The sequence below is a fragment of the Usitatibacter rugosus genome (assembly GCF_013003965.1).
In the GTDB taxonomy this organism is placed as follows: domain Bacteria; phylum Pseudomonadota; class Gammaproteobacteria; order Burkholderiales; family Usitatibacteraceae; genus Usitatibacter; species Usitatibacter rugosus.
Map to the genome: position 1 here is coordinate 2,871,192 of NZ_CP053069.1, position 25,840 is coordinate 2,897,031.

A 25,840-nucleotide genomic window follows, 5' to 3' on the forward strand; every position below is an offset into this window, starting at 1 on the left:
AGGCCATGTCGAAAACCGTCATCCCGCTCGTGCAAGTGGCCCGCCATGCCAGCGCGCCGCCGCTCAGCGCGCCCGTCACCCCTGGCCGCCTCGCCGACACGCTCGCGCGGCCGCTGCACGACCTGCGCATCTCGGTCACGGACCGCTGCAACTTCCGCTGCGTCTACTGCATGCCGAAGGAAGTGTTCGACGCGAACTACGCCTTCCTTCCCCAGGGAGAGCTGCTCACGTTCGAGGAGATCGTGCGGTTGGCGCGCATCTTCCGCGGCCATGGCATGGAGAAGATCCGCCTCACGGGTGGCGAGCCGCTGCTGCGCCACGGCATCGAGAAGCTCGTGGGAATGCTCTCGGAGGCCTTCCCCGACGTCGACCTCACGCTCACCACCAACGGCTCGGCGTTGAAGGCCAAGGCCGCTGCGCTGAAGGCCGCGGGATTGAAGCGTGTCACCGTGAGCCTCGATTCGCTGGACGAGGCGACCTTCCGGAAGATGAACGACGTGGACTTTCCCGTCGCCCGCGTGCTCGAGGCGATCGACGTCGCCGCGAGCGCCGGACTCGGGCCGATCAAGGTGAACATGGTGGTGAAGCGTGGCGTGAACGATCCCGAGATCGTGGACATGGCGCGCCGTTTTCGCGGCACGGGCCACATCGTTCGCTTCATCGAGTTCATGGACGTGGGCTCCACGAATCACTGGCGGATGGATGACGTCATTCCCTCCTCCGAGGTGATCCGCCGCATCCATGCCGTGTTCCCGCTGGAGCCGGTGGATGCGAACTACACCGGCGAGGTCGCCGAGCGCTGGCGCTACAAGGATGGCCAGGGCGAGATCGGCGTGATCTCCTCGGTCACCGAGGCTTTCTGTTCGACCTGCACGCGCGCCCGGCTCTCCACCGACGGCGCGCTCTACACCTGCCTCTTCGCGCAGAAGGGCTTCGACCTGAAGACGCTGCTGCGCGGCGGTGCGAGCGATGCCGCCATCTCGGAGGCGGTCGCCGCGGTGTGGCAGCGGCGCGAGGACCGCTACTCGCAGGTCCGCACCGAGGAAACGGCGAAGGCCCGCAAGGTCGAGATGTCGTACATCGGCGGCTAGATGGCCTACAAACCGCAGCTTTCGCACGCGGCCCGCCCCGCCACGTACACGGTCGACGCGCGTGACGAGACCGGCGCCATCGTCCCGACGCCCATCGCCGGCGAGCATCCCCTCACGCTCTACGTCGACAAGAAGGAAGTCATCACGATGATGACCCTGGGCGCGGCCCCCGAGGCGCTGGCGCTCGGGTTCCTGCGCAACCAGCGGCTCGTGAAGTCGATCGAGGAGATCGTCGCCGTCAACGTCGACTGGGAAGTGAACGCGGTGGCCATCACCACCAGGAACGGCCTCGAAGACCTCGATGCCCGCACCGAGAAGCGCACCGCGACCACCGGCTGCGGCCAGGGCACCGTGTTCGGCGACCTGATGGAAGACATCGACTCGATCAAGCTCACGGACGACGTGAAGCTCGAGGAGGAAACACTCTTCGCGTTGCTGAACGCCGTGCGCCTGCACGAATCCATCTACAAGCAAGCGGGCGCCGTGCACGGCTGTGCGCTCGCGAAGGGTAGCGAGATCCTCACGTTCGTCGAAGACGTCGGCCGCCACAACGCCGTCGACGCGATCGCGGGATGGATGTGGCTGGAGGGCGTGACCGGCGAGGACAAGGTGTTTTATACGACCGGCCGCCTCACTTCCGAGATGGTGATCAAGGCAGCCCAGATGGGCATTCCCTTCCTCGTCTCGCGCTCGGGCCTCACGAAGATGGGCCACGAGATCGCGGAGAAGGTCGGCATCACCATGATCGGGCGCGCGGTGAACAAGCATTACCTGCTTTTCACCGGGGAGCATCGCTTCGTGAAGAAGGCCGCTCTCGCGCATGGTTGAGGTCACGGGCCTCGTCCTCGCCGGCGGCCAGGGCAGCCGCATGGGCGGCGTCGACAAGGGGCTGCAGCCGTTTCGCGGCAAGCCGATGGTCGAGCACGTGCTGGAGCGCCTCGTTCCCCAGGTCGACGAAGTGCTCGTCAACGCGAACCGCAACCCGGAGGCCTACGAGCGCTTCGGGCACCGCGTGATTGCCGACGAGATCCCCGGCTTCGCCGGTCCGCTCGCGGGGTTCGAACGCGGCCTCGCCCACGCGAAGGGCTCCCTCGTCGTCACCGTGCCGTGCGATTCGCCTTTCCTGCCGCGCGATCTCGTCGAGCGCCTGCGGGGCGCCCTCGAGGGGCGCAATGCCGAGCTCGCCGTCGCGAAGACCGGCGACCAGGCCCATCCCGTCTTCTGCCTCATGCGCCGGGAGGTCCACGCGTCGCTCACCGCATTCCTCGCCTCGGGCCAGCGCAAGATCGACCGCTGGTACGCGAGCATCCGCTTCATCGAGGTCGCGTTCGACGACGAGCCCGACGCCTTCCTCAACATCAACACGCGCGAAGAGCTCTCGAGCCTCGAGCCTCCCAAGGGCTAGCGTTGGGCCGAGCGCTGCGTGCGCCCCGGCCGCCGCTGCCCCGCTTCGCGGTCGCGTGGTTTCCCGCATTCGAAGACCTGGAGAGCATCGAGTCGTATCGGCGGCGCCACGACCCGCAGGCCACGACGATCGCCGCGCATCTCACGCTCGTCTTCCCCTTCCCCACCGCGCTCACGGCCTTGCAAGTGGAGACGCACGTGCGCAAGGTCGCCTCCGGTTGGCCGCCGATCGCGGTCACGTTCCGGCCCGTGCGCGGGGTCGGCAACGAGTTCGTGATGCTGATGGCCACGCGCGGCGCCGCCGCGGTCATGCAATTCCACGACACCCTCTATACGCGCTCGATCCGCCCGCATCTTCGCAAGGACATCCCCTACGAGCCCCACATCACGATCGCCCGCCAGCCCGAGCCGGAGCGCTACGAGGCGGCGCTCGCGGAGGCCGAGGCCGAATTCCACGGCGAGTTCAGCAGCGTGCTCCGCGAAGTGACGCTGCTTTCGTGGCGTGCGGACGGTAAAATCGAACGTCTGAACACCCTGCCTCTGGATTCCCGCTGACATGGCCACGCTCACGATTGCCCAGGCTTCCTGCGCCGACGACTACGACCCCAACTCGATGCCCGTCGCGAAGGCGCGCGAGTTCATCTTCCGGTTCCTCGAGCCCGTGCGCGCCACCGTGCGCGTGCCGATCCGCGACGCGCTGGGCCGCGTGCTCGCCGAGGAGGTGATCTCGCCTGTCGACGTGCCCTCGCATCGCAACTCCGCGATGGACGGCTGGGCGGTGCGCGGCGCGGACCTCGCGGCCACGGGCGATACCACGCTGACCGAGATCGGAGCCTCGTTCGCGGGCCGTCCCTTCAAAGGCACGCTCGGCGCCGGACAATGCGTGCGCATCATGACGGGCGGCGTCGTGCCCGAGGGCGCGGATACGGTCGTGATGCAGGAGCGCGCGAAAGCCGAAGGCACGAAGGTCGCGATGGCCGCGGGCCAGAAGACCGGGCAGAACGTGCGCGAGGCCGGCGAGGATCTCAAGCGCGGCTCGGTGGCGCTCGCGAAGGGCCGCGTGATCCGCCCGTCGGAGCTGGGGCTCATCGCCTCCCTCGGCATCGGCGAGATCGCCGTCTACCGGAAGCTGCGCGTCGCGTTCTTCTCGACCGGCGACGAGCTGAAGGGCATCGGCACGACGCTCGGCGAAGGCGAGATCTACGACTCCAACCGCTACACGCTCTACGGAATGCTCACGCGCCTGGGCTGCGAGGTGCTGGATCTCGGCGTCGTCCGCGACGACCCCGCGTTGATCGAGCGCGCGTTCCAGGAAGCGGCCGCGAGCGCCGACGTCGTGATCACCAGCGGCGGCGTCTCGGTGGGCGAGGCGGACTTCGTGAAGGCCATGCTCGCCAAGCTGGGCGAGGTCGTCTTCTGGAAGATCGCGATGAAGCCGGGCCGCCCGCTCGCCTACGGAAAGATCGGCAGCGCGCACTTCTTCGGCCTGCCCGGCAACCCCGTCTCGGTGATGGCCACTTTCTACCAGTTCGTGCGCGAGGCAATGCTGATCCTCATGGGCGCGAACCCGGTCGATCCCGTGCCGTCCTTCAAGGCCGTGTGCACGTTGAAACTGAAGAAGGCTCCCGGACGTACTGAATTCCAGCGGGGCATCCTCACGCGTGGCGCCGACGGCAGCTGGACGGTGCGACCCACGGGCGAGCAGGGCTCCGGAATCCTGAAATCGATGAGCGATGCCAACTGTTTCATCATCCTCGGCGACGACGTGGGCAACGTCGAAGCCGGATCGACCGTCGACGTCCAGCTGCTGGAGGGCGTCGTTTGAAGGCCGTGTCCGCGCTGGACCGCACGGGCACCGGCCTCGAATACCTGCAGAAGATCGTCTCCGGCGAGTACGGCAACGTGCCGATCGGCGACCACGTGGGCTTCCGGATGGTCGAGGTGTCGAAGGGACGGATCGTCTTCAGCGGGGATCCGGGCGAGAACGTCCTCAACCTCATCGGCACGGTCCACGGTGGCTATGCGGCCACCATCCTCGACAGCGCGCTCGCCCTCTCGGTGCTCTCCTCGCTCGACGCCGATTCCAACTTCACGACCCTCGAGATCAAGGTGAACTACGTCCGCCCGATCACCCCGGGCATGGCCGTGCGGGCCGAGGGCAACGTGGTCCATGCCGGCCGCCGGGTAGCCACCTCGGAGGCCCGCCTGACCGACTCGGAAGGGCGTCTTTTGGCCCATGGAACGACTACCTGCCTGATCCTTCCCCGGAAACAGTGATTTTTCTCCTTGTAATGCATGCAGGGGTGGGGTAAAAACACAGTCGAATCAGCTAAAAACGCAGTCGAATCAATAAGAAATACAGGCCCTTGGGAGGGCACAAGAACATGCAGAAGGCCCCGCGCACCCCCGCCGTCCATCTCGGTCGGCTCCTCCGGCTCGTCACCCCGGGCTTCGCCTTCGCGCTGGCCCTGGGCGCTGCCCTCCCCGCCGCCGCCGTGCCCCCCGCCACGCCGAACTGGGACGCCCAGCTCTGCGCCAACTGCCACGGACTGAACGGCGCCCGCGTCAATGCGGCAGGCGCCTCAACGGTCATCGTCCGGGCGAACGACGCGACGCCCACGGGACATGGAATGGGCCTCTCCGCGGGCCAGCTCGCGGCCGTGGGCGCGATCGCCACCGAGCTCAACACCTACTTCCAGCACCCCGAGGTGCTGGGACCGTTCGTCCAGTCGCGGTCGGTGGCCTTTGGAGACACCACCAACGCCATCCTCATCGACAACCTGGTCAACGACGGCGGCGCCCCGGGGGGCGCCGTCATCCTCACGACCAAGGCCGGAACCCTCGCGCCCTCGCATGGCACCCTCACCACGGGCACGCCCAGCAGCTTCAACATCAACTACTCGCACCGGGCTTCCGACAACACATGCGCCTCCGATGCCTTCGACATCCAGGGCACGGGACGCGCGGATACGTCGAATCGCCGGGTCAACATCACCGTCACCGCTCCCTCGTTCTCGGCCAACGCGGCGAACATCGGGCCGATTGCTTATTCCACTTCGCAGCAGACCTTCAACATCGGAGGTTCCATCGCAGTCGGCGGCGGCGGCACGCCGACGGGCATCTCGCTGGGCGCCGTGACCGGCGTCGGCACGCTCGTCACAACCGGAACCAGCTCGGTGCGCTACACCGCCACCGGCAACACTTACTCGGGCACCGTCAGCGCGACGTATACCGCGACGGGCCCGACCGCCTGTGGCCTCTCCGATTCGGCAACGGTGACGATCACCGTGAGCCAGCCGGCGAATCCCACGGCCAACTCCTTCACCGCACCCGCGATCCCCGCATCCGCCGGCAGCGTGAGCAACATCAGTGCCCTGGCCCAGTACGCGGGCTTCACGCGCACGTCGCCCCTTTCGATCGTGACCCAGCCGCCTCCGGGCGAAGGCACCGTGACAGTCCTGGACGCCACCACGTTCCAGTACACGGCGAGCGGCTTCTCCGGCACGACGTCGTTCACCTACCAGGTCCTCGGCCCGACGGGAAGCACTGCCGCCTCGACCATCCGCACCATCACGCTCAATCCCACCGATGCCCCGGTCGCGGGCAACGGCACATCGGCGGCGACGCCGTTCAACACGTTCATCGACGTGGATGTCTCGTCGTTCATCGCCGGCTCCTTCACGAGCGTCGCGGTCGCCGGAGCGGCGACCAACGGCACGGCCGTCTTCCAGGCCGGCAACGTGATCCGCTTCACGCCGACCGCTGGCTTCTTCGGCACGGGCACCTTCCAGTTCACGGCCACCGGCTCGGGCGGTCCTTCGCCCACGCTGGGCACCATCTCGGTCCCCGTCAATCCCCCGGCTCCGACGGCCGCCGCCACGACGGCCAACGTGGCGTACAACACCGCCACGCCCATCGACGTCGCGACGTTGATCGCGCCGTCCACGATCCTCGTGCCGACCACCGTGACGACGCAGAACGCCACGAACGGCACCGTCGGTGTCGTCGGCACCGTCGTCACGTTCACGCCGACCGCCGGATACATCGGCGCGGCAAGCTTCCAATACCGCGCCACCAACGCCACCGGCCAGTCGGCGTTCGCGACCGTGACCCTCACGGTGCAGCCGCCGGCGGCCCCCACCGCGACCGCCATCGACGTGAACGTCTCGGCGACGCTGCCGACGCCGATCGACGTCTCGGCACTGATTACGAGCGTCGTCTCGAGCCTCACGATCAGCACCCAGGCCACGAGCGGCACTGCCAGCGTGACTTCGCCCACGGTGATCACCTACGCGCCGGGCGCCAACTTCGTGGTGTCGGACACGTTCTTCTACCAGGCGGTCGGCCCCGGCGGCACGTCGGCCCCGGCGCGCATCCGCGTCTTCTACAGCAACGCGCCGATCACGCCGGATGTCACGATCACCGTGCCGTTCAACACGCTGGTCGACGTCGACCTCGCCTCGCGCATCACCGGCACGTACAGCGGGACGATCAACTTCCCGCAGGTCCCCGCGAATGGCGAGCTCATCGTTCGCGGCAGCGTGATCAGCTACCGTCCGAATGCGAACTTCACCGGTTCCGACACCTTCACCTACATGGTGACCGGCACCGGCGGCCCCTCGCGCGCCGGCACCGTGCGCATCACGGTGAACCCGCAGATCGCCCAGACGACGGGCGGCATGGTCACCACGTCGTTCAACACGCCGACGCAGATCGACCTCACGCGCTTCGTGACCGGCATCACCACCGGATACACGATCACGGTCGCGCCGGAGCACGGCAGCCTCACCGTGTCGGGCAACATCGCCACCTACACCCCCGCGCCTGGCTACTTCGGCCCGGACCAGTTCACGTTCGTCGCGCGCAACGGCGCCGGCACCTCGCCTCCGGCAACCGTCACGATCACCGTCGGGTCCCTGAGGCCGGTGGCCAACCCGGCCTCCCTGGTCGTCGACCTGAACTCGTCGCGCTCGATCGACACGGCGTCGCTCATCTCCGGTTCCGGCGTCACGGGCGTCACCGTCACGCGCAAGCCCGCCCACGGCACGATCGAAGTGAACGGCACCACGTTCACGTACACGCCGAACCACAACTTCTTCGGCAGCGACTCGTTCCAGTACGTCGCGTTCGGCAACCTCGGCTCGTCGACGCCGGCCACGATCAGCATCACGGTCACGGGCCGCCCCGACCCGCGCGACGATCCGGATGTCCGCGGACTCGTCGATGCGCAGTCCCAGGTGCCCTCGCGATTCACGCGCGCGCAGGTGTCGAACTTCCAGCGCCGCATGGAAACCCTCCACCGCGGCCCGGACTCGGCCTTCCCCGAGAAGCCGGTGAAGCCCGAAGCGGCTCCGGCCGGCGGCGCGACCGCCCCCACCAGCAGCGCTCCGGCTCCCGCGGGCGCACCCACCTCGCTCGTCCCGAGCGCGGACGGCAGTGCTTCGCCGAGCGCCGGCGCGACGATTCCGGGCATGAGCCCGCTCGTGAGCTCGCTCATCAGCCTCGCCGCCTCGCAGACCGTCGGGCTCAACGGCGCCACCGAGATCCGCAGCGGCCTGAGCGTCTGGATCGCGGGCCTCGCGACCTTCGGCGAGCTGGACAGCGAAGGCGGCCGCAGCGGCTCGCGCTTCAGCACCGACGGCATGAGCGCGGGCATCGACAAGCGCCTCGCCGACAACCTCGTGGTCGGCCTGGGCGGCGGCTACGCGCGCGATCGCACCGGCGTGGGCAGCAACGGCACCAACAACAAGTCGCGCGGCTCGTCGTTCGCCCTCTACGGCAGCTTCCAGCCCTCGGCGCGGACCTACCTCGACATGATGGTGGGCCTGGGCACGATCGACATGGACAGCCAGCGCTACGTGACCGAGCTCGGCCAGTTCGCGACCGCCACGCGCAAGGTGGACCAGGTGTTCGGCTCCCTCGCCGGCGGCTACGAATGGCGCCAGGACGGCATCCTCGTCTCGCCGTACGGCCGCCTGGACTTCGCGCAGGACAAGTTCAAGACCGCGACCGAAACGGGCGCCGACCAGTACAACCTCGTCTTCAACGGCCAGACGCAGAAGAACTCCGCGGGCGCCGTCGGCCTGCGAGCCGAGTCGCAGCACGAGATGGACTACGGCCGCGTCATCCCGCGCCTGCGCGTCGAGTATCGCCGCGAGTTCCAGGACGACAAGACCACGGTGCTCAACTACGCCGACCTCTTCGGGGGACCGGAGTACTCGGTCTCGAGCAAGGGCACCAGCCGCAACTCGGTGCTGCTCGGCATCGGCTCCGACTTCCTCGTCTCCGGCGGCCTCAAGCTCGGGTTCGACTACACGGTCGAGCGCAACTCCGGCTCGAAGAACGTACAGTCGGTGCGCCTGGTCGCCGTGCAGGATCTGGACTTCAAGGACCTGCCGCCGTTCCGCTTCACGTCCTCGTCCCTGGCGCGCCCCATCTCCGTCGATTTCGGCGCGAGCTACGACGACAACGTGAGCCGCGGCCGCCTCGACAGCGAGAAGCGCTCCGACAGCCTCTTCAGCCTCGGCGTCGGCCAGGAATACGTGGTCCCGATCGGCACCAACTTCCGCCTGGTCGCCACGCCGCTCGTCACCGGCGAGAAGTTCCGCCGCTGGGCCGGCCTGGGCCGCTTCTCCGGCGGCGCGTCGGGCGAGGTCCAGTACCGCACCTCGGGCGCCTTCGACGCCACGACCTTCGCCATCAAGGGCAGCGCGATCTACGACCAGTACGAGTCGAGCCTGCGTACCGGCGGGCGCTACTTCCTCGGCGTGAACGCGCGGCGCTCGATCACCGACAAGATCGACCTCTTCGCCGAAGCCGGCGGCAACCGCCGCGAGGGCAAGAGCGAGGTGTTCCAGCTTCGCGACTGGGTGGCCAAGGCGAACCTCGACTACTCGCTGGGCCGCAACGGGCTGGTGTACGTGTCGGGCGAATACCGCAAGGGCGACACCTTCGCCTCGGGCCTGCCTTCGCTCACCAACGCCGCGATCGCCGACGTGTTCGTGATCGACGACGCGTTCGAGAACCAGCTCGTGGCCTACCGCCTCGATGCGCGCACCGTGCTCGGCACCGTCGGCTACAACCGGCCGCTGGGCCCGCGCGACTCGCTCGACTTCTCGTATCGCCGCGTGCAGACCGATCCGTCGCACAAGCCCAGCTTCGACGCCGGCGGCCCGCTGAAATACATCGATAACCAGTATTCCATCGTGTACCTGCTCCGCTTCTAGGGGATGACCGCATGACCGCAAGACACCTTCCCGCTCGCGCCGCGGCGCTCCTCGCCGCAGTGCTCGTCGCCTCGTGCGGCGGCGGCGGCAGCCCGGGCGACACGCCGACCCAGTTCACCCCGCCCCCCGTGGCGCCGGTGTCGGGTCCCGACAAGTTCCTGATGTTCCCGAACCCGCAGGTGCAGGACTCCGGCGTGGTCCAGACCACGGTGGACGACTATGCCAACGCCTACTACCGCGCGATCGATCCCAACAACGAGCGCGACACGCTCGCCAAGTGGAAGGTGAAGAACGGCTTCGAGACCGGCACGGGGCAGGAGATCACGGTCGTCTTCGGCGACCAGCGCGACCTGGGCTACGGCCGGCGCATGAATGCGCGCCGCAACCCGGACGGCACGCTCGCCTTCTACGTCGAGAACTACCTCGTGCGCACCGGCGCGGACTACGCGTACTCGAACCTGAACCTCGAGGCGGCGATCGTGCGCGACCCGAGCCGCTTCATCGGCGTGAACGCGATCGAGTTCAGCCCCGGTCCCAACGGCGGCGTCGCCTTCGCCAAGTGGTACAACTTCAGCTCCACCACGGGCATCCGCGCCACGCAGGTCGACCTCGATGGCCGCGGCACCAAGGCCATGCCCGGCCCCTGCATCACCTGCCACGGCGGCCGCGGCGACGCGCTCACGCCGCCGGATGCCACCGGCAAGCCGCGCTTCAACCTCGTGCGCTTCTCCGAATCGAAGAGCCGTGGCGACGTCGAAGGCCACATGCATCCGTTCGAACCCGATGTGTTCGGCTTCAGCGACCGTGCGGGCTTCACGCGCTCCGAGCAGGAAGCGGCGATCAAGATCATCAACAAGTGGATCCTGTGCACGTATCCGCTGCCCACGGCTTCCACGGCGCCGGAAGACCAGTGCCGCCGCCCGGCCAGCCCGAGCGAATGGCAGGGCACCGCGGCCTCGCTCATCAAGGCCTACTACGGCGGCGACGGCCTGCCCGACGCGACGTTCAAGGACGAATACGTGCCCACGGGCTGGGTCACCGCGGGCCAGTCCACGCTCTACGAGAACGTGGTCAAGCCCTCCTGCCGCACCTGCCACATCATGCGCGGCAGCGGCGGCAACTCGGACCTCGACTTCGACTCGTACGAGAAATTCCGCGCGTTCAACGACCGCGTGAAGGTCCACGTGCAGGAGCGCGGCAACATGCCGCTCGCGAAGATCGTCTACGACGCGTTCTACGTCGCAGGCGCTCCCGGCCCGAATTCCGTGGCCACGTTCCTCGCCGCCCAGGGCCATGCGTCGCGCGACGCGGCCGGTGCGCCGCTGCTGCCCGGCCGCCCGATCGCGCGCCTGGGACCCACGCGCGTGGTCGCGCCCGGCTCGACGACGCTCATCTCCAGCGACAGCGTCTTCGCGAGCACCTATCAATGGTCGGTCGTGTCGGGCAACGCGACGCTCGCCAACCCGACGACGGCCTCGCCCACGTTCACGGCGGCGGCACCCGGCACCTATGTCGTGCGCCTGGTGATCACGGGCAACAACCTCACCAGCGCCCCGGCCCAGCAAACGATCGTCGTGCAGGAAGGCCTTCCCGTCGCGCCGGCCAACATCCGGTTCTCGCACATCAAGGAGATCCTGCAGACGGCGGGGTGCACCAACTGCCACGCCCCCGATGGGCAGCTGCCGCGGCCGCCGCTCTTCTACTCGAACATCGACCGCAACGACGACGGCATCGTGGGCGACGCGACCGACGACCTCTGGTTCTACGCCGAGGTCCGCAGCCGCGTGAACTTCACCGAGCCCAGCGCGAGCGCGCTGCTGCGCAAGCCCTCGGGCAACCACCACGGCGGGCTGCTCCAGCCCGGCTTCGCGGTGGACGCCGAAGCCGGCAGCGGGGCGCGGGCGCGGTACGAGACGTTCTATAACTGGATCGCGAACGGCGCGCCTTACCAGTAGGCGCTGCGCGACCCGGGAGAAGCCCGCTTCGGCGGGCTTTTTCTTTGCGGGCTGGCGCCCGGACCTGGACCTCAAACCCCTAGAGCTTTTCACCACGGAGGCACGGAGAACACGGAGGGCCACGGAGAAACACGTGAATGAATCTCAAGTAACGCGATCCTGATCGCTACACGGTGACCGCAACTGCGATTTCAAGATTCCTCCGTGGCCCTCCGTGTTCTCCGTGCCTCCGTGGTGAAAAGCTTAGGGGGTTGGGGTCTAACAAGAAACAAGAGCGAAAAAAAAGCCCGCCGAAGCGGGCTTTCTTCTTGCGCGAGCGAGACTAGTACCCGCGCCGCGGCCCCATGTAGTCGCTCTTCGGGAAGACGAAAGGCGGCTGTCGCCCCACCAGCGTCTCGATCAGCGCCAGCTCCTGGTCCGTGTGGTTCACGAACGGCGCGGGACGGATGTTCTTGCCCTTCTGCTCGTTCGCGAGGATGTAGAGCGGACGGTCGTGGTGCTTGGCGGCCACCGTTTCCTTGCTCTCCGGATCGTTGAGGGCAGAGACGTCGGCCACGCCGTAGCAGGTGCAGAAATAGGTCTGGTCGGGTTCGGCTTCCATGTAGACGCCCGTGCCGCGGATGCCGATGGAGGCGATGCGCGTCGTGAGCGACACCGGGCGGCGGCTCGGGAACACCGAGAGCAGCTTGCCGGTAAGGAGCTTGATGCCCGTGACCACCAGGGAATCGGCGGGCGGAGCTTCCACCAGCACGTTGCTGTCCGCGCGCAGGATGAAGGCGCTCTCGCCCACCGCGTAGACGACTTCGCTGTTCTTGCCCGTCTGGATGGTCGAGCCGGCGCCGATCTTCGACTCCGTGGTGGCGGCCTGGCCGTTGATGAGGACCGTGCCGTTCACGCGGTAGACGGACTTGCCGGCGGGCAGCTTGGAAGGCGCACTGCCCAGGACTTGCGCGAGGGCCTCGATTCCCGCCCCCGAAAAAGCACCCATCGCCAGGGCCTGGATCAGCCAACGGCGCCGAGGATCTTCGGCTTCACCGAATCGCTTCATGTGCGCTTACCTCTTCTTTTCGTATGAGGGCTATACGGCCACCCTCCTCCCTTAGATGTTTGCATTATCACAGCTAAGTCGCTGTTCCCCAATGCTGAAAATCACACTTGACCAGTGACCGCGGGTCATTTATTCTGGCCGTCAACTGACCCGGAGTCATTTATGGCCGTCAAGCAACGCGCCGTCGCGGAGGCGGACAAGGAGGAGCGGCGTAACGCCATCCTCGACGCGGCCGAAGCGCTGTTCAACGAGCACCCCACCCGCGTCGCCAACGTCGCCGAGGTCGCCGCGGCGGCCGGGCTCGCCAAGGGCACGGTCTACCTGTACTTCCCCAGCAAAGAAGAGATGCTTCTGGCGCTCCATGAGCGCCACGTCGCGCGCTTCTTCGCCGAGGTGATGCGCCTGCTGGACGGACCGGGCGAGATCGACTTCGATGCCGTATTCGAGGTGACGCGCAAGCACTTCATCCGCGCGCCCGGCTGCCTCGCCCTCACCAGCCGCTGCTTCGGGTTGATGGACCGCGAGATCCCGCTCGAGACGGCCCTGGAGTTCAAGATCCGCGTCGCGCAGACCCTCGCCGCCGCGGGTACCGCGCTCGAGCGGCACTTCCCCGCGCTCTCCCCGGGCCAGGGCATCGTGGTCTTCCTGCACAGCTACGGCCTGATCGTCGGGCTGTGGCAGCTCCTGCATCCCAACGAGCGGTTCGGCGCGGCGATGAATCGTCCGGAGCTGAAGCTCATCAAGCGCGACTACGAGCGCGACATCGAGGCGGCGCTGCGCGCCCTGTGGTCGGGCATGACCGCGGGCAGCGTTCCGGCCACGCCGAAAAGGAAATCGCGATGAAGCACGTCCTTTCGCTCGCCGCGCTCGCGGCGGTGCTCGCCGCGTGCGGCGGCAGCAAGACCCCGACCGAAGCCGTCCGTCCGGTGCTCACGCAGAAGGTCGCGGCCGGCGCCGCGGCAGCGCGCGACGTGTATTCGGGCGAGGTGCGCGCGCGCTACGAGACCGACCTCGGCTTCCGCATCGCCGGCAAGATCCTCAAGCGCGAGGTCGACGCGGGGGCCCGCGTGAAGAAGGGCCAGGTGCTCGCGCGCCTCGATCCCGAGGACGCCAAGCTCGCCGCCGATGCCGCGCGCGCGCAGACCGCCTCCTCCGAGAGCGACCTCGCGCTCGCCAAGTCCGAGCTCGACCGCAGCGCCGACCTGCTCGACAAGAAGTTCATCAGCCAGAGCGCGTACGACGCGAAGAAGAACATCTACAACGCGGCCCAGGCGAAGCACGACCAGATGAAGTCGCAGGCGGCGATCTCCACGAACCAGGCCGGCTACACGACGCTCACCGCGGATGCCGATGGCGTCGTGCTGGTGGCGATGGCCGAGCCGGGACAAGTGGTCACCGCGGGACAGGCCGTGCTCAAGCTCGCGCACGCCGGCGAGAAGGACGTGGTGCTGAACGCACCCGAGGGCCAGCTCGCGCGCTTCCGCGTCGGCGAGGACGTCGGCATCTCGCTGTGGGCCGACCCGCAGAAGGTGTTCCGCGGGCGCATCCGCGAGGTTGCGGGCGGCGCCGATGCCGTGACGCGCACGTACACCGTGAAAGTCGCCGCGATCGATCCGCCGCCCACCGCATACATCGGCATGACGGCCAACGTGCTCTTCGCGCCGACCGTCGATGCGGGCCTCACGTTGCTGCCGCTCGGTGCCATCGCCGGCGACCGCGACGCGCCCGCCGTCTGGATCGTCGATCCGAAGACCAGCGCCGTACAGCTGCGCCGCGTGAAGCTGGGGGCCTTCCGCGAGGATGGCGCCACCGTGCTCGAGGGCCTCGCACCGGGCGAGGTCGTCGTCACCGCGGGCGTGCACAAGCTGCGCGCGGGGCAAGTGGTGCGCGTCGCCGAGTCCGGCAAGCCCGCCGCCGTCGCCGACGGGCGCTAGGGCGCGATGAGACAGCGCTTCAACCTCTCCGAGTGGGCCCTCGAGCACCAGACGCTGGTGCTCTTCTTCATGATCGTGCTCGCGGCGATCGGCATCGGCTCGTACCTGCGCCTGGGCCAGGCGGAGGATCCGGACTTCACCTTCAAGCTGATGGTGGTGCGCACGATGTGGCCCGGCGCCTCGGCCGAGGAGGTCGAGCGCCAGCTCACCGACAAGATCGAGCGGAAGCTGCAGGAGACGCCGCGCCTCGACTTCCTGCGCAGCTACTCGAAGCCCGGCGAATCCGTCGTGTTCGTCTTCGTGAAGGACAACTCGCGTCCCGAGGAGATCAAGGACACCTGGTACCAGGTCCGCAAAAAAGTCGGCGACATCCGCCTCACCCTTCCGCAGGGCGTGATCGGCCCGTTCTTCAACGACGAGTTCGGCGACACCTTCGGCAACATCTACGCGCTCACCGGCGACGGCTTCACCTATGCGCAGCTGAAGGAGACGGCCGATCGCATCCGCAACCAGCTCCTGCGGGTGAAGGATGTCGCGAAGGTGGACCTGATCGGCGAGCAGGACGAGAAGATCTACGTCGAGCTCGCCAACGCGAAGCTCGCCACGTTCGGCATCGAGCCCGCGCTCGTGTTCGCGGCGCTGCAGCAGCAGAACGCCGTGTCCGCGACGGGAAGCTTCGAGACCCCGACCGACCGCATCTACATCCGCGCCACCGGAGCGCTCGACTCCGTGGAGAGCGTGAAGCAGATCGCGATCCGCGCCAACGGCCGCCTCTTTCGCCTGGGCGACATCGCGAACGTCACGCGCGGCTTCGCCGATCCCGCGCAGCCCCGCATGCGCTACATGGGCCGCGACGCGCTGGGCATCGCGGTCTCGATGGTGCCGCGCGGCGACATCATCGCGCTCGGCAAGGCGCTGGATGCCGAGACCGAGCGCATCGAGGGCCAGCTCCCCGTGGGCCTGGAGCTGGACCGCGTGAACGACCAGCCGGCCACGGTGAAGCGCTCGGTGGGCGAGTTCACGCGCGCGCTCGCCGAGGCCGTGACCATCGTGCTGATCGTGAGCTTCGTCTCGCTGGGGCTACGTACCGGGCTCATCGTGGCCCTTTCGATCCCTCTCACGCTCTTCGTCACGTTCGCCTTCATGTACCAGGCCGGCGTGGACCTGCACAAGATCTCGCTCGGCGCCCTCATCATCTCGCTGGGCCTCCTGGTCGACGACGCGATCATCTCGGTAGAGATGATGGTCGTGAAGATGGAACAAGGCTGGGAGCGGGCGAAGGCCGCCTCCTTCGCGTACACCTCGACCGCGATGCCCATGCTCACCGGCACCATCGTCACCGCCGCGGGCTTCTTGCCGATCGGGCTCGCGCGCTCCTCCACGGGCGAATACACGTTCTCGATCTTCGCCGTGACTACCACCGCCCTGCTGGTGTCGTGGGTCGTCTCGGTGCTCTTCGTCCCCTACCTCGGCTACAAGCTGCTGCCGGACTTCCGCAAGGCGGGCGTGCACCTGGACGAGGGCGCGGTCTACCGCAAGCCCTTCTACCAGCGCTTCCGCCGCGTCGTCGAGTGGAGCGTCGATCACCGCCGCGTAGTGATCGCGGCGACCGCCGGCGTCTTCCTGCTTTCCATCTTCGGCTTCAAGTTCGTGCAGCAGCAGTTCTTCCCCGCGGCGAGCCGCCCCGAGCTGATCGTGGACCTGCGGCTGCAGGAAGGTGCTTCGATCGACGCGACCCAGGCGCAGGTGAAGAAGATGGAAGCGCTGCTGATGGGCGAGCCGCTGCTGCGCGACAACATCGAGAACTTCGTCTCCTACGTGGGCAGCGGGTCGCCGCGCTTCTACCTGCCGTTCGACCAGCAGCTCGTCAACGCGAACTTCGGCCAGTTCATCGTCAACACGAAGAACAACGAATCGCGCGAGTGGGTCCGCGCCCGGCTGCTCAAGGCCTTCGACGAGGACTTCCCCGAGGTGCGCGGCCGCGTGAACCGCCTCGAAAACGGCCCGCCCGTGGGCTTCCCGGTCCAGTTCCGCGTGATCGGCGAGGACAAGGAAGTGATCCGCGGCATCGCCAACCAGGTCTCGCAGGTGATGCGCGACAACGCGTGGACCCGCGACGTCAACTTCGACTGGGACGAGCCCTCGAAGGTGATCCGCCTCACCATCGACCAGAACCGCGCCCGCGTGCTCGGCATCTCGACGCAGGAGCTGTCGGCGTTCCTGAGCACGGTGCTCTCCGGCTCCGCGATCACGACCTACCGCGAGGCCGACAAGCAGGTGGACGTGGTGGTGCGCGGCGCCCGCGAGGAGCGCGTGTACATGAGCCTGCTGAAGGATCTCGCGGTACCGATCGGCCGCGGCCGCACGGTGCCGCTGGCGCAGATCGCCAACCTCACGTACGGCTTCGAGCAGGGCATCTACTGGCGGCGCGACCGCCTGCCGGTGATCACGGTGCGCTCGGACCTGAAGGACGGCATCCAGGCGCCGGTCGTGAGCGCGCAGGTGAACGAGAAGCTGGAAGCGATCCGCTCGAAGCTGCCCTTCGGCTACCGCATCGACACGGGCGGCGCCGTCGAGGACGCGGGCAAGGGCCAGAAGTCGATCGCCATCGTCGCTCCGGTGATGATCCTCGTGATGATCACGGCGCTCATGCTGCAGCTGCAGAGCTTCTCGCGCCTCACGATGGTCCTGCTCACCGCGCCGCTGGGGCTGATCGGCGTGGTCGCCGCGCTGCTGGTCTTCAACGTGCCGTTCGGCTTCGTCGCGATGCTCGGCACGATCGCGCTCGCGGGAATGATCATGCGCAACTCCGTGATCCTCGTGGACCAGATCGAGCAGGACATCCGCAACGGCAGCGACCCATACGAGGCGATCACGGATGCCACGGTGAGACGCCTGCGTCCCATCGTGCTCACCGCCGCCGCCGCGGTGCTCGCGATGATCCCGCTCACCCGAAGCGCGTTCTACGGCCCGATGGCCGTGGCGATCATGGGCGGCCTGGTCGTGGCCACCGTGATCACGCTGGTGTTCCTCCCCGCGCTCTACGCCGCGTGGTATCGCGTGCGTCGCCCCACCCTCCAGGAGGCCGCATGAGCATCGTGGCACTGGTCGCACTCGGCGCGGGCATCTTCGCCGCGCTGGGCACGCTGCACCTGCTCTACACCTTCTTCACGCCGAAGTTCGACCCGCGCGATGCGGCCGTGAAGGACGCGATGCAAGCCACGTCGCCGCGCATCACCCGCGCCACGACGATGTGGAAGGCCTGGGTCGGCTTCAACGCGAGCCACAGCCTGGGCGCGATGGTGTTCGGCGCGGTGTACCTCACGCTCGCGGTCCAGCATCCCGAAGTCCTGGCCGCATCGAAGCCGCTGCTGCTGATCGCCGGCGCCACGGGCCTCGCCTTCCTCGCGCTCGCGGTGCGCTACTGGTTCCGCATTCCGCTCATCGGCATCGCCCTCGCGACCCTGTGCTTCCTCGTCGCCAGCGCCCGCGCTTTCATTTAGTCTTGGCGGCATGGAACGCCGCGACTTTGTAGGACTCTGCACCGCCTCCGCGGCCGCGCTTTCCCTCCCGGGCGCTGGCCATGCCGCAACGCTCACCGCGCGCAACTATCGGCGCGCGAAGCTCGTCGACGAGCGAGGGCAGCCGCTTCGCGTGGCCGCGCTGAAGACCGGTGTCACCTACGTCTTCGACTATCCGTTCGCCTCCACGCCCTGCTTCCTGATCCGCCTCGACAAGCCCGCACCCGGCGGCGTCGAGTTGCGCACCGAGTCGGGGTCGACGTATCGCTGGGAAGGCGGCATCGGACCCGGCAAGGCGGTCGTCGCCTATTCCGCGATCTGCGCGCACAAGCTCACGTACCCCACGCGCCAGGTGAGCTTCATCGGCTATCGCGATGCGCCCAGCCCGGTGGCCGGTCCGGGCAAGGTCATCACGTGCTGCTCGGACCGCAGCGTCTACGATCCCGCTGCCGGTGCCCGCGTGGTCTCCGGCCCCGCGCCGCAGCCGCTCGCCACCATCCTCCTCGAGCACGACGCGAAAGCCGACGAGGTGTTCGCGGTCGGCACGTTCGGCGGCGAGATGTTCACCGAGTTCTTCAAGAAATTCGAGTTCCGCCTGCAGCTCGAGATGGGCAACCGCGTGCGCAGCGAGGTCGACCGCACGGCGACGGTAAAGGAGCTCGCCACGTACAGCGCCCAGTGGGCGCAGTGCTGAGCTAGATCTCGAAGCTCTCGCGCGGAGCGGCCTCGAGCTGCTTCAGGTCCTCGATGCGGAAGCGCGGCGCGAAGAGCCGCAGGAATTCCACCATGTAGCCCCGCAGGTAGGCGCCGCGCTTGAAGGCGATGCGCGTCGTCTGCGTGGGAAAGAGGTGCGCGGCGTCGAGCGCGACCAGCCCCTCGTCCTTGCCGGGGCGAAACGCCTTCTCCGAGATGATGCCCACGCCGAGACCGAGCGTGACGTACGACTTGATCACGTCCGAGTCCAGCGCCGTGAGCACGATGTCGGGCGTGAGGCCGCGGGCGAGGAATACGCGGTCGATGGCGGTGCGCCCCGCGAAGGTCGGATCGTAGGTGACGATGGGATGCTCCGCGATCGCCTCCAGCGTGATGCGCTTCATCTTCGCGAGCGGATGGGACGCGGGCACCACGACGCAGTGATGCCACTGGTAGGCCGGCAGCGTGATCAGCTGGGGATACTCCATCAGCGCCTCGGTCGCGATCGCGAAGTCCGCGTCGCCATCGAGCACGTGGCGCGCGAGCTGGTGCGGGTTGCCCTGCAGCAGCTTCAGCCGCACGTGCGGGAAGTGCTTCTTGAACTCCGTCACCACGGGCGGCAGCGCATAGCGGGCCTGGGTGTGCGTCACGGCTACCGCGAGGCTGCCCTTGGCCGAGTCCGCATATTCCTGGCCCACGGACTTGAGATTCCCGATCTCCGCGAGGATCCGGTCGATCCCGGCGACGATCTCGCGCCCGGCGTCGGTAACGGCGGTGAGCCGCTTGCCCTGGCGCACGAAGATTTCCGACCCCAACTCGCGCTCCAGCTCCCGAAGCTGGCGGGACACGCCGGGCTGGGACGTGTGGAGCGCCGCGGCCGCCTCCGAGATATTGAGGCCGCGCCGGGCGACCTCCGAGACGTAGCGAAATTGCTGCAGATTCATGGGCTTGGCCTGTATATACCTGTTGGTTATAAGAATATCACAACAAAGTATTTTTCAGGCATATAAGGACTGTCCAGAATCGCTGGCATGTACCGCTACGACACCTACGACCAGACCATCGTCGCCGACCGCGTCGCGCAGTTCCGCGACCAGACGCGCCGCTTCCTCGCCGGCGAGCTGACCGAAGACGAGTTCCGGCCGCTGCGCCTGCAGAACGGCCTCTACATCCAGCGCCACGCGCCGATGCTGCGGGTCGCCGTGCCGTACGGCCTGCTCTCCTCCAACCAGCTGCGCATGCTTGCGCACATCGCGCGCAAGTACGACCGCGGCTACGGCCACTTCACGACGCGCCAGAACATCCAGTACAACTGGCCGAAGCTGGAGGAAGTCCCCGACATCCTCGCCGACCTGGCCTCGGTCGAGATGCACGCCCACCAGACCTCGGGCAACTGCATCCGCAACATCACCTCCGACCACTTCGCCGGCGTGGCACCCGACGAGCACGTCGATCCGCGAGCGCTCTCCGAGATCCTGCGCCAGTGGTCCACGTTCCACCCCGAGTTCGCCTACCTGCCGCGCAAGTTCAAGATCGCCGTGAACGGCGCCGACCAGGACCGCGCCGCCACGCTGCTGCACGACATCGGCCTGCATGCGCAACGCAACGCGAAGGGCGAGCTGGGCCTGCGCGTGATCGTGGGCGGCGGCATGGGCCGCACGCCGATCGTCGGCCACGTGGTGCGCGAGTTCCTGCCGTGGCAACACATGCTGACTTATTGCGAGGCGATCCTGCGCGTGTACAACCGCCACGGCCGCCGCGACAACATGTACAAGGCCCGCATCAAGATCCTCGTGAAGGCGCTCGGCGTGGAGGAGTTCACGCGCCAGGTGGAGGCGGAGTGGGCCGAGTTCGCCGAAGGCTCGCCCGCGATCGTCACCGACGCGGAGTACGCGCGCGTGGCGGCGTTTTTCGGCGCTCCGGCCTACCAGAAGCTCCCGGCCCTCGAGCCGCGCTACGTCGAAGCCCTTGCCGACAGCCGGGCGTTCACCAAGTGGACCGAGCGCAACGTCCATGCGCACCGCGTCGATGGCTACGCCGCCGTCACGCTCTCGCTCAAGAAGCCGGGCGTGCCCCCGGGGGATGCGACCGCCGAGCAGATGGAATTCGTGGCCGGCCTCGCCGATCGCTACAGCTTCGGCGAGCTGCGCATCTCGCACGAGCAGAACCTGATCCTCGCCGACGTGCGGAAGCGCGATCTCTTCGCGCTGTGGCTCGAAGCGAAGTCCCAGGGCCTCGCCACGCCGAACGTGGGCCTGCTCACCAACATCATCTGCTGCCCGGGCGGCGACTTCTGCTCGCTCGCCAACGCGAAGTCGATCCCGATCGCCGAGGCGATCCAGCGCCGCTTCGATGACCTCGATTACCTCCATGACATCGGCGAGCTGGACCTCAACATCTCCGGCTGCATGAACTCCTGCGGCCACCATCACGTAGGCCACATCGGCATCCTCGGCGTCGACAAGAACGGGGCCGAGTGGTACCAGGTCTCGATCGGCGGCGACCAGGGCGTGGACGCCACGATCGGCCACGTGATCGGCCCGTCGTTCGCGGCCGCCGAGATGCCCGACGTGATCGACACGCTGATCGACACGTACATCGACACGCGCACCGAGGAAGAACGCTTCATCGACACGGTGAAGCGCCTCGGCATCGCCCCGTTCAAGGAACGCGTCTACGCCAAGCGCGAGGTCGCCCATGCCTGAAGTCATCCGCCACGGCAGCATCGAATCCGATCCCTGGACGTTCGTGGGCCTCGAGGAAGGCCACGACCCGGCCTCCGCGCTCCCGGAAGGCCCGATCGTGGTTCCCCTGGCCACGTGGACCGCGCGCCGCGACGAGCTGCTCCACCGCCGCACGCCGCTGGGTGTCTGGCTGGCGCCGGTCGACGAGCCCGACGCGATCCGCGATTCGCTCGACGTCCTCTCGCTGGTGGCGGTCCGATTCCCGAAGTTCACCGATGGCCGTGGCTATTCCACAGCCGTGTTGCTGCGCCGCGCCGGTTACCGCGGCGAGCTGCGTGCGTTCGGTGACCTGGGCCGCGACCAGCTTTTCTACCTCGCCCGCGTCGGCTTCGACGCCTTTGCGCTGCGCGAGCGCGAGGGCCTCACTTCGGCCGTGCAGTCGCTGAAGGATTTCCGCGAGGTCTACCAGGGCTCCGTCAACCAGCCCGCGCCGCTCTTCCGCCGCCGCGAAACCGCAGGGACCGTCCGATGAGCCTTCCCGACCGCATCGAGCGCGCGAAGAAGCTCCTCGCCGGCATCGAGAAAAACTACTCCGCCGCCACGCTCTCCTGCTCGTTCGGCGCCGAGGACATGGTCCTGCTGGACCTCATCGCCCGCGACGGGCTCGCGATCGAGGTCTTCACGCTCGACACCGGACGTCTCCCACGCGAGACACACGCGCTGATGGACAAGGTGCGCCACGACTACGCGCTGCCGATCGAGGTGTACTCGCCCTGGCCCGACAGCGTTGAAGCCTATGTGGCCGAGCACGGCATCGACGGCTTCTACGACGGCGTCGAGCAGCGCAAGGCCTGCTGCAACGTCCGCAAGGTGGAGCCGCTTCGCCGGGCGCTGGCCGGCAAGCGCGGCTGGGTCACGGGCCTGCGCCGCGAGCAGGCCGAGTCGCGCGCCACCGTCGTCGAGTCCGCGCTCGACGCCACCTTCGACCTCTGGAAGTTCAACCCGCTCGCCGACTGGAGCGAGTCCGAGGTGTGGGTCTACCTGCGCGACAACCGCGTTCCGTACAACAAGCTGCACGACAAGGGCTATCCGTCGATCGGCTGCGAGCCGTGCACGCGGGCCATCCGCAAGGGCGAGCATCCGCGCGCCGGGCGCTGGTGGTGGGAGCAGGAAGACGCGAAGAAGGAATGCGGGCTGCACGTCATCCCCATCACTGCCGTGAACGTATTCAAGGGGTCAGACCCCAATTTCCAGAAATTGGGGTCTGACCCCGTCTCGAGCTCCCCATGAGCGTTCTCTCTCACCTCGACGCGCTCGAGTCCGAGTCCATCCACATCCTGCGCGAGGTGGTGGCCGAGGCGCGCAATCCGGCCCTGCTCTTCTCGGGCGGCAAGGATTCCATCGTCATGCTGCGGCTGGCCGAGAAGGCCTTCCGCCCCGACCGCTTCCCGTTCCCGTTGCTGCACATCGACACCGAGCACAACTTCGACGAAGTGATCGCGTTCCGCGACAAGCGCGCGGCCGAGCTCGACGAGAAGCTCGTGGTGCGCTCCGTGGCGGACTCCATCCGCACCGGCCGCGTGGTGCTGCGCCGCCCCGACGAGAGCCGTAACGTCCACCAGTCGGTGACGCTGCTCGACGCGATCCAGGAATTCCAGTTCGACGCCCTCTTCGGCGGCGCCCGGCGCGACGAGGAGAAGGCCCGCGCGAAGGAGCGCGTGATCTCCCACCGGAACGAATTCGGACAGTGGGATCCGCGCAACCAGCGCCCCGAGCTCTGGAACCTCTACAACGCTCGCGTGGCGAGTGGCGAGCACCTGCGCGTCTTCCCGATCTCCAACTGGACCGAGCTCGACGTGTGGCAGTACATCCGCCGCGAGAACCTCGCCGTCCCGTCGATCTATTTCGCGCACGAGCGCCTCGTGGTCGAGAGGAACGGCCTGCTGGCCCCGGTGACGGCGCTGACACCACCGCGCGCGGGCGAGCTCGCCGTGCAGCGCAGCGTCCGCTTCCGCACCGTGGGCGACATCACCTGCACCTGCCCCGTGCTCTCGGACGCGGCGAACGTCGACGCGATCATCGCCGAGACGGCCGTCACGACCGTCACGGAGCGCGGCGCCACACGCATGGACGACCAGACCTCGGAAGCGTCCATGGAGCTGCGCAAGAAGGAAGGCTACTTCTGATGACCGCGACCCTCACGCGCCTGCCGGCCGCCGACACGCTGCGCGTCGCGACCTCGGGCTCGGTCGACGACGGCAAGAGCACGCTGATCGGCCGCCTGCTGTACGACACGAAGGCGATCCTGGCCGACCAGCTCGCCGCCGTCGCGCGCGACACGTCGCGCCGCGGGGGTGAAGGCCTGGATCTCGCACTGCTCACCGACGGCCTTACCGCCGAGCGCGAGCAGGGCATCACGATCGACGTCGCCTACCGCTATTTCGCCACGCCGCGCCGGCGCTTCATCCTCGCCGACACGCCGGGCCACGAGCAGTACACGCGCAACATGGTGACCGGCGCCAGCCAGGCCGACCTCGCCATCCTGCTGGTCGATGCGCGCCACGGCGTCGTCGCCCAGACGCGCCGCCATGCCGCGCTCGTGAGCCTGCTGCGCATTCCGCACGTGACGCTCGCCGTGAACAAGATGGATCTCGTCGGATTCGACCGCGCCGTCTTCGAGCGCGTGCGAGACGAGTTCGCCGCGCTCACCCACAGCCTCGGCTTCGAGGGCGTGACCACCATCCCGGTCTCGGCGCTCGAAGGCGACATGGTCGTGGACCGCGGAACGCGCATGGGCTGGTATACGGGCCCGACGCTCCTCGAGCTGCTCGAGACCGCCAGCACCGCTCGCGCCGCGCTGGGTCCTTTCCGCTACCCGGTGCAGCTCGTGTCGCGCTCGCGCTACGGCGAGCGTGCCGACAGCCGCGGCTACTTCGGCCGTGTCGAGAACGGGGCCGTCGCCGTGGGCGACCGCGTGTGCGTATGGCCCTCCGGCGTCACCGCACAGGTCGCGCAGATCGTGACGCTCGACGGCACGCTCGAAACCGCCGGCGCCGGCCGCTCGATCTCGCTCATCCTCGACCGGCAACTGGATGTCGCGCGCGGCGACCTCATCACGCACGCGGGCGATGCCCCTTATGTCACCGACGCGTTCGGAGCCCGCCTGGCCTGGCTCTCGGCCACGCCGCTCGATCCGCGCCGGACCTACCTCGTGAAGCACGGCACGGCCGTCACGAAGGCGCGCATCGCCGCCATCGAGGATCGCCTCGACATCCACACGCTGCATCCGGTCCCGGGTGAAACGCCGCTCGCCGCCAACGACATCGGCCGCGTGCGCATCAAGGCAGCCCGTGCGCTGCCGCTCGACCGCTACGCCGACGTGCGCGCCACGGGAAGCTTCCTGCTGATCGACGAGGCGACGCTCGCTACCGTGGCGGCCGGCCTCATCGAGGACTTGCCGCGTGGGTAAGGTCTACCTCGTCGGCGCCGGCCCGGGCGCGCCCGATCTCCTCACGCTGCGCGCCGCGCGGCTGCTGGGCGAGGCCGACATCGTCTTCTACGACGCGCTGGTCCATCCGGACACGCTGAAGCTCGCCACGAAGGCGCGGCTCGTGGACGTGGGCAAGCGCAATGGCAAGGCCTCCACCGAGCAGCGCTTCACCAACCGCGCGCTGGTCGAGGCCGCGAAGTCGCATGCCGTCGTCGTTCGCCTGAAGGGCGGCGACCCGATGATCTTCGGGCGCGCGCAGGAAGAGCTGGATGCCCTCGCGGCCGCTGGGATCGAATGCGACGTCGTTCCGGGCATCACCGCCGCGCATGCCGCCAGCGCCTCGCTCGGCGTCTCGCTCACGCGCCGCGGCCTGTCGCGCAACGTTGCGTTCGTGACGCCCCGTGCCGGCGAAGGCCAATCGCCCGTCGAATGGCTCGCGGTCGCTTCCGCCGCCGACACGATCGCGCTGTACATGGCCTCCACGCAGGCCCATGCGGTCGCCACCGACCTCATCGCCGCGGGCCGCACGCCGGATACCCCCGCCGTCTTCATCGAAAACGCGTCGCTCCCGAGCGAGCGCCGCGTCGTCACCACGCTTCAAGCTTTGCGCAGCGGCCCCACGCCTTCCTTCGAAGGGCCCGCGATCCTGCTCGTTGGAGAAGTCTTCCGGGAACTGTCGCTCAGCGTCATGGAGCACGAAGCGGAACTCCGCCTCGCCGTGACCGAGCGATGTCAGGCGAAGTCCGCCTGATTCCCGCGCCGCTCGCACCGGCGCCCTTTTCGACTTCCCAAAC

21 protein-coding genes are annotated in these 25,840 nt (G+C 68.0%); 19 read left to right on the forward strand and 2 right to left on the reverse strand.

The genetic code is table 11. The annotated features are described in order from the left end of the window. The first annotated feature begins 5 nt into the window (after positions 1-5). The 8 genes from moaA to DSM104443_RS13580 all read left to right on the forward strand — a co-directional run bounded on the left by moaA (position 6) and on the right by DSM104443_RS13580 (position 11,676). Positions 6-1,091 (forward strand): GTP 3',8-cyclase MoaA, encoded by a 1,086-nt coding sequence (gene moaA, locus DSM104443_RS13545; protein WP_171093068.1) that lies wholly within the window; start codon positions 6-8, stop codon positions 1,089-1,091. Then, the gene (locus tag DSM104443_RS13550) at positions 1,092-1,919 is read left to right on the forward strand and encodes a formate dehydrogenase accessory sulfurtransferase FdhD (RefSeq protein WP_171093070.1); all 828 of its coding nucleotides are present in this window, start codon (positions 1,092-1,094) and stop codon (positions 1,917-1,919) included. Further along, on the forward strand, positions 1,912-2,496 hold the full coding sequence (mobA, locus tag DSM104443_RS13555; RefSeq protein WP_171093073.1) for a molybdenum cofactor guanylyltransferase MobA: 585 nt from the start codon (positions 1,912-1,914) through the stop codon (positions 2,494-2,496). The genes DSM104443_RS13550 and mobA overlap by 8 nt, the downstream gene beginning before the upstream one ends. A 2-nt stretch (positions 2,497-2,498) precedes the next feature. Further along, on the forward strand, positions 2,499-3,050 hold the full coding sequence (locus DSM104443_RS13560; RefSeq protein WP_171093075.1) for a 2'-5' RNA ligase family protein: 552 nt from the start codon (positions 2,499-2,501) through the stop codon (positions 3,048-3,050). A gap of 1 nt (position 3,051) precedes the next feature. Further along, positions 3,052-4,320 carry a molybdopterin molybdotransferase MoeA gene (gene moeA / locus DSM104443_RS13565; protein ID WP_171093077.1) on the forward strand — a complete coding sequence of 423 codons (1,269 nt, stop codon included), beginning with the start codon at positions 3,052-3,054 and terminating at the stop codon, positions 4,318-4,320. A 5-nt stretch (positions 4,321-4,325) separates the two neighbouring features. Continuing rightward, positions 4,326-4,772, forward strand: a complete 447-nt coding sequence (locus DSM104443_RS13570) for a PaaI family thioesterase (protein ID WP_246232936.1) — start codon at positions 4,326-4,328, stop codon at positions 4,770-4,772. A gap of 107 nt (positions 4,773-4,879) precedes the next feature. Continuing rightward, the gene (locus tag DSM104443_RS13575; RefSeq protein ID WP_171093078.1) at positions 4,880-9,721 is read left to right on the forward strand and encodes an Ig-like domain-containing protein; all 4,842 of its coding nucleotides are present in this window, start codon (positions 4,880-4,882) and stop codon (positions 9,719-9,721) included. A gap of 11 nt (positions 9,722-9,732) precedes the next feature. Then, positions 9,733-11,676, forward strand: coding sequence for a PKD domain-containing protein (locus DSM104443_RS13580; protein ID WP_171093080.1), 1,944 nt, complete (start codon positions 9,733-9,735; stop codon positions 11,674-11,676). Positions 11,677-11,998: 322 nt separating this feature from the next. Here the strand turns inward: DSM104443_RS13580 and DSM104443_RS13585 are convergent, their stop codons facing one another. After that, positions 11,999-12,724, reverse strand: a complete 726-nt coding sequence (locus tag DSM104443_RS13585; protein WP_171093082.1) for a FecR family protein — start codon at positions 12,722-12,724, stop codon at positions 11,999-12,001. A gap of 162 nt (positions 12,725-12,886) precedes the next feature. On the opposite strand from DSM104443_RS13585, the gene DSM104443_RS13590 reads away from it, so the two are divergent. From DSM104443_RS13590 to DSM104443_RS13610, 5 genes are read left to right on the forward strand one after another with little or no spacing between them, the layout of a single operon-like run. Next, positions 12,887-13,567, forward strand: coding sequence for a TetR/AcrR family transcriptional regulator (locus DSM104443_RS13590; RefSeq protein WP_171093084.1), 681 nt, complete (start codon positions 12,887-12,889; stop codon positions 13,565-13,567). Next, positions 13,564-14,658 carry an efflux RND transporter periplasmic adaptor subunit gene (locus DSM104443_RS13595; RefSeq protein WP_171093086.1) on the forward strand — a complete coding sequence of 365 codons (1,095 nt, stop codon included), beginning with the start codon at positions 13,564-13,566 and terminating at the stop codon, positions 14,656-14,658. Before DSM104443_RS13590 ends, DSM104443_RS13595 begins: the two co-directional genes overlap by 4 nt. A 6-nt stretch (positions 14,659-14,664) precedes the next feature. Then, a complete protein-coding gene (locus tag DSM104443_RS13600) occupies positions 14,665-17,751 on the forward strand; it encodes an efflux RND transporter permease subunit (RefSeq protein ID WP_171093088.1) in 3,087 nt (1,028 codons plus the stop codon). After that, the gene (locus tag DSM104443_RS13605) at positions 17,748-18,161 is read left to right on the forward strand and encodes an LIC_13387 family protein (RefSeq protein ID WP_171093091.1); all 414 of its coding nucleotides are present in this window, start codon (positions 17,748-17,750) and stop codon (positions 18,159-18,161) included. Before DSM104443_RS13600 ends, DSM104443_RS13605 begins: the two co-directional genes overlap by 4 nt. Positions 18,162-18,171: 10 nt before the next feature. Beyond that, positions 18,172-18,873 carry a Rieske (2Fe-2S) protein gene (locus DSM104443_RS13610; RefSeq protein ID WP_171093094.1) on the forward strand — a complete coding sequence of 234 codons (702 nt, stop codon included), beginning with the start codon at positions 18,172-18,174 and terminating at the stop codon, positions 18,871-18,873. Position 18,874: 1 nt separating this feature from the next. Here the strand turns inward: DSM104443_RS13610 and DSM104443_RS13615 are convergent, their stop codons facing one another. Next, positions 18,875-19,816 (reverse strand): CysB family HTH-type transcriptional regulator, encoded by a 942-nt coding sequence (locus tag DSM104443_RS13615; RefSeq protein ID WP_171093096.1) that lies wholly within the window; start codon positions 19,814-19,816, stop codon positions 18,875-18,877. A gap of 87 nt (positions 19,817-19,903) precedes the next feature. Here DSM104443_RS13615 and DSM104443_RS13620 point away from each other — a divergent pair, with 87 nt between their 5' ends. Genes DSM104443_RS13620 through cobA form a run of 6 tightly spaced genes read left to right on the forward strand, consistent with a single transcriptional unit; the run spans position 19,904 to position 25,797 of the window. Beyond that, the gene (locus DSM104443_RS13620) at positions 19,904-21,577 is read left to right on the forward strand and encodes a nitrite/sulfite reductase (protein ID WP_171093098.1); all 1,674 of its coding nucleotides are present in this window, start codon (positions 19,904-19,906) and stop codon (positions 21,575-21,577) included. Beyond that, positions 21,570-22,088: a DUF934 domain-containing protein gene (locus DSM104443_RS13625; RefSeq protein WP_171093100.1), complete on the forward strand. Its 519-nt coding sequence runs from the start codon at positions 21,570-21,572 to the stop codon at positions 22,086-22,088. Before DSM104443_RS13620 ends, DSM104443_RS13625 begins: the two co-directional genes overlap by 8 nt. Further along, complete coding sequence (locus tag DSM104443_RS13630) at positions 22,085-22,846, forward strand: phosphoadenylyl-sulfate reductase (RefSeq protein WP_171093102.1); 762 nt, start codon at positions 22,085-22,087, stop codon at positions 22,844-22,846. The genes DSM104443_RS13625 and DSM104443_RS13630 overlap by 4 nt, the downstream gene beginning before the upstream one ends. Next, the gene (cysD, locus tag DSM104443_RS13635) at positions 22,843-23,742 is read left to right on the forward strand and encodes a sulfate adenylyltransferase subunit CysD (protein WP_171093105.1); all 900 of its coding nucleotides are present in this window, start codon (positions 22,843-22,845) and stop codon (positions 23,740-23,742) included. The genes DSM104443_RS13630 and cysD overlap by 4 nt, the downstream gene beginning before the upstream one ends. Further along, on the forward strand, positions 23,742-25,025 hold the full coding sequence (locus DSM104443_RS13640; RefSeq protein WP_171093107.1) for a sulfate adenylyltransferase subunit 1: 1,284 nt from the start codon (positions 23,742-23,744) through the stop codon (positions 25,023-25,025). The genes cysD and DSM104443_RS13640 overlap by 1 nt, the downstream gene beginning before the upstream one ends. After that, positions 25,018-25,797 carry a uroporphyrinogen-III C-methyltransferase gene (gene cobA, locus DSM104443_RS13645; RefSeq protein WP_171093109.1) on the forward strand — a complete coding sequence of 260 codons (780 nt, stop codon included), beginning with the start codon at positions 25,018-25,020 and terminating at the stop codon, positions 25,795-25,797. Before DSM104443_RS13640 ends, cobA begins: the two co-directional genes overlap by 8 nt. Positions 25,798-25,840: the final 43 nt, after the last annotated feature.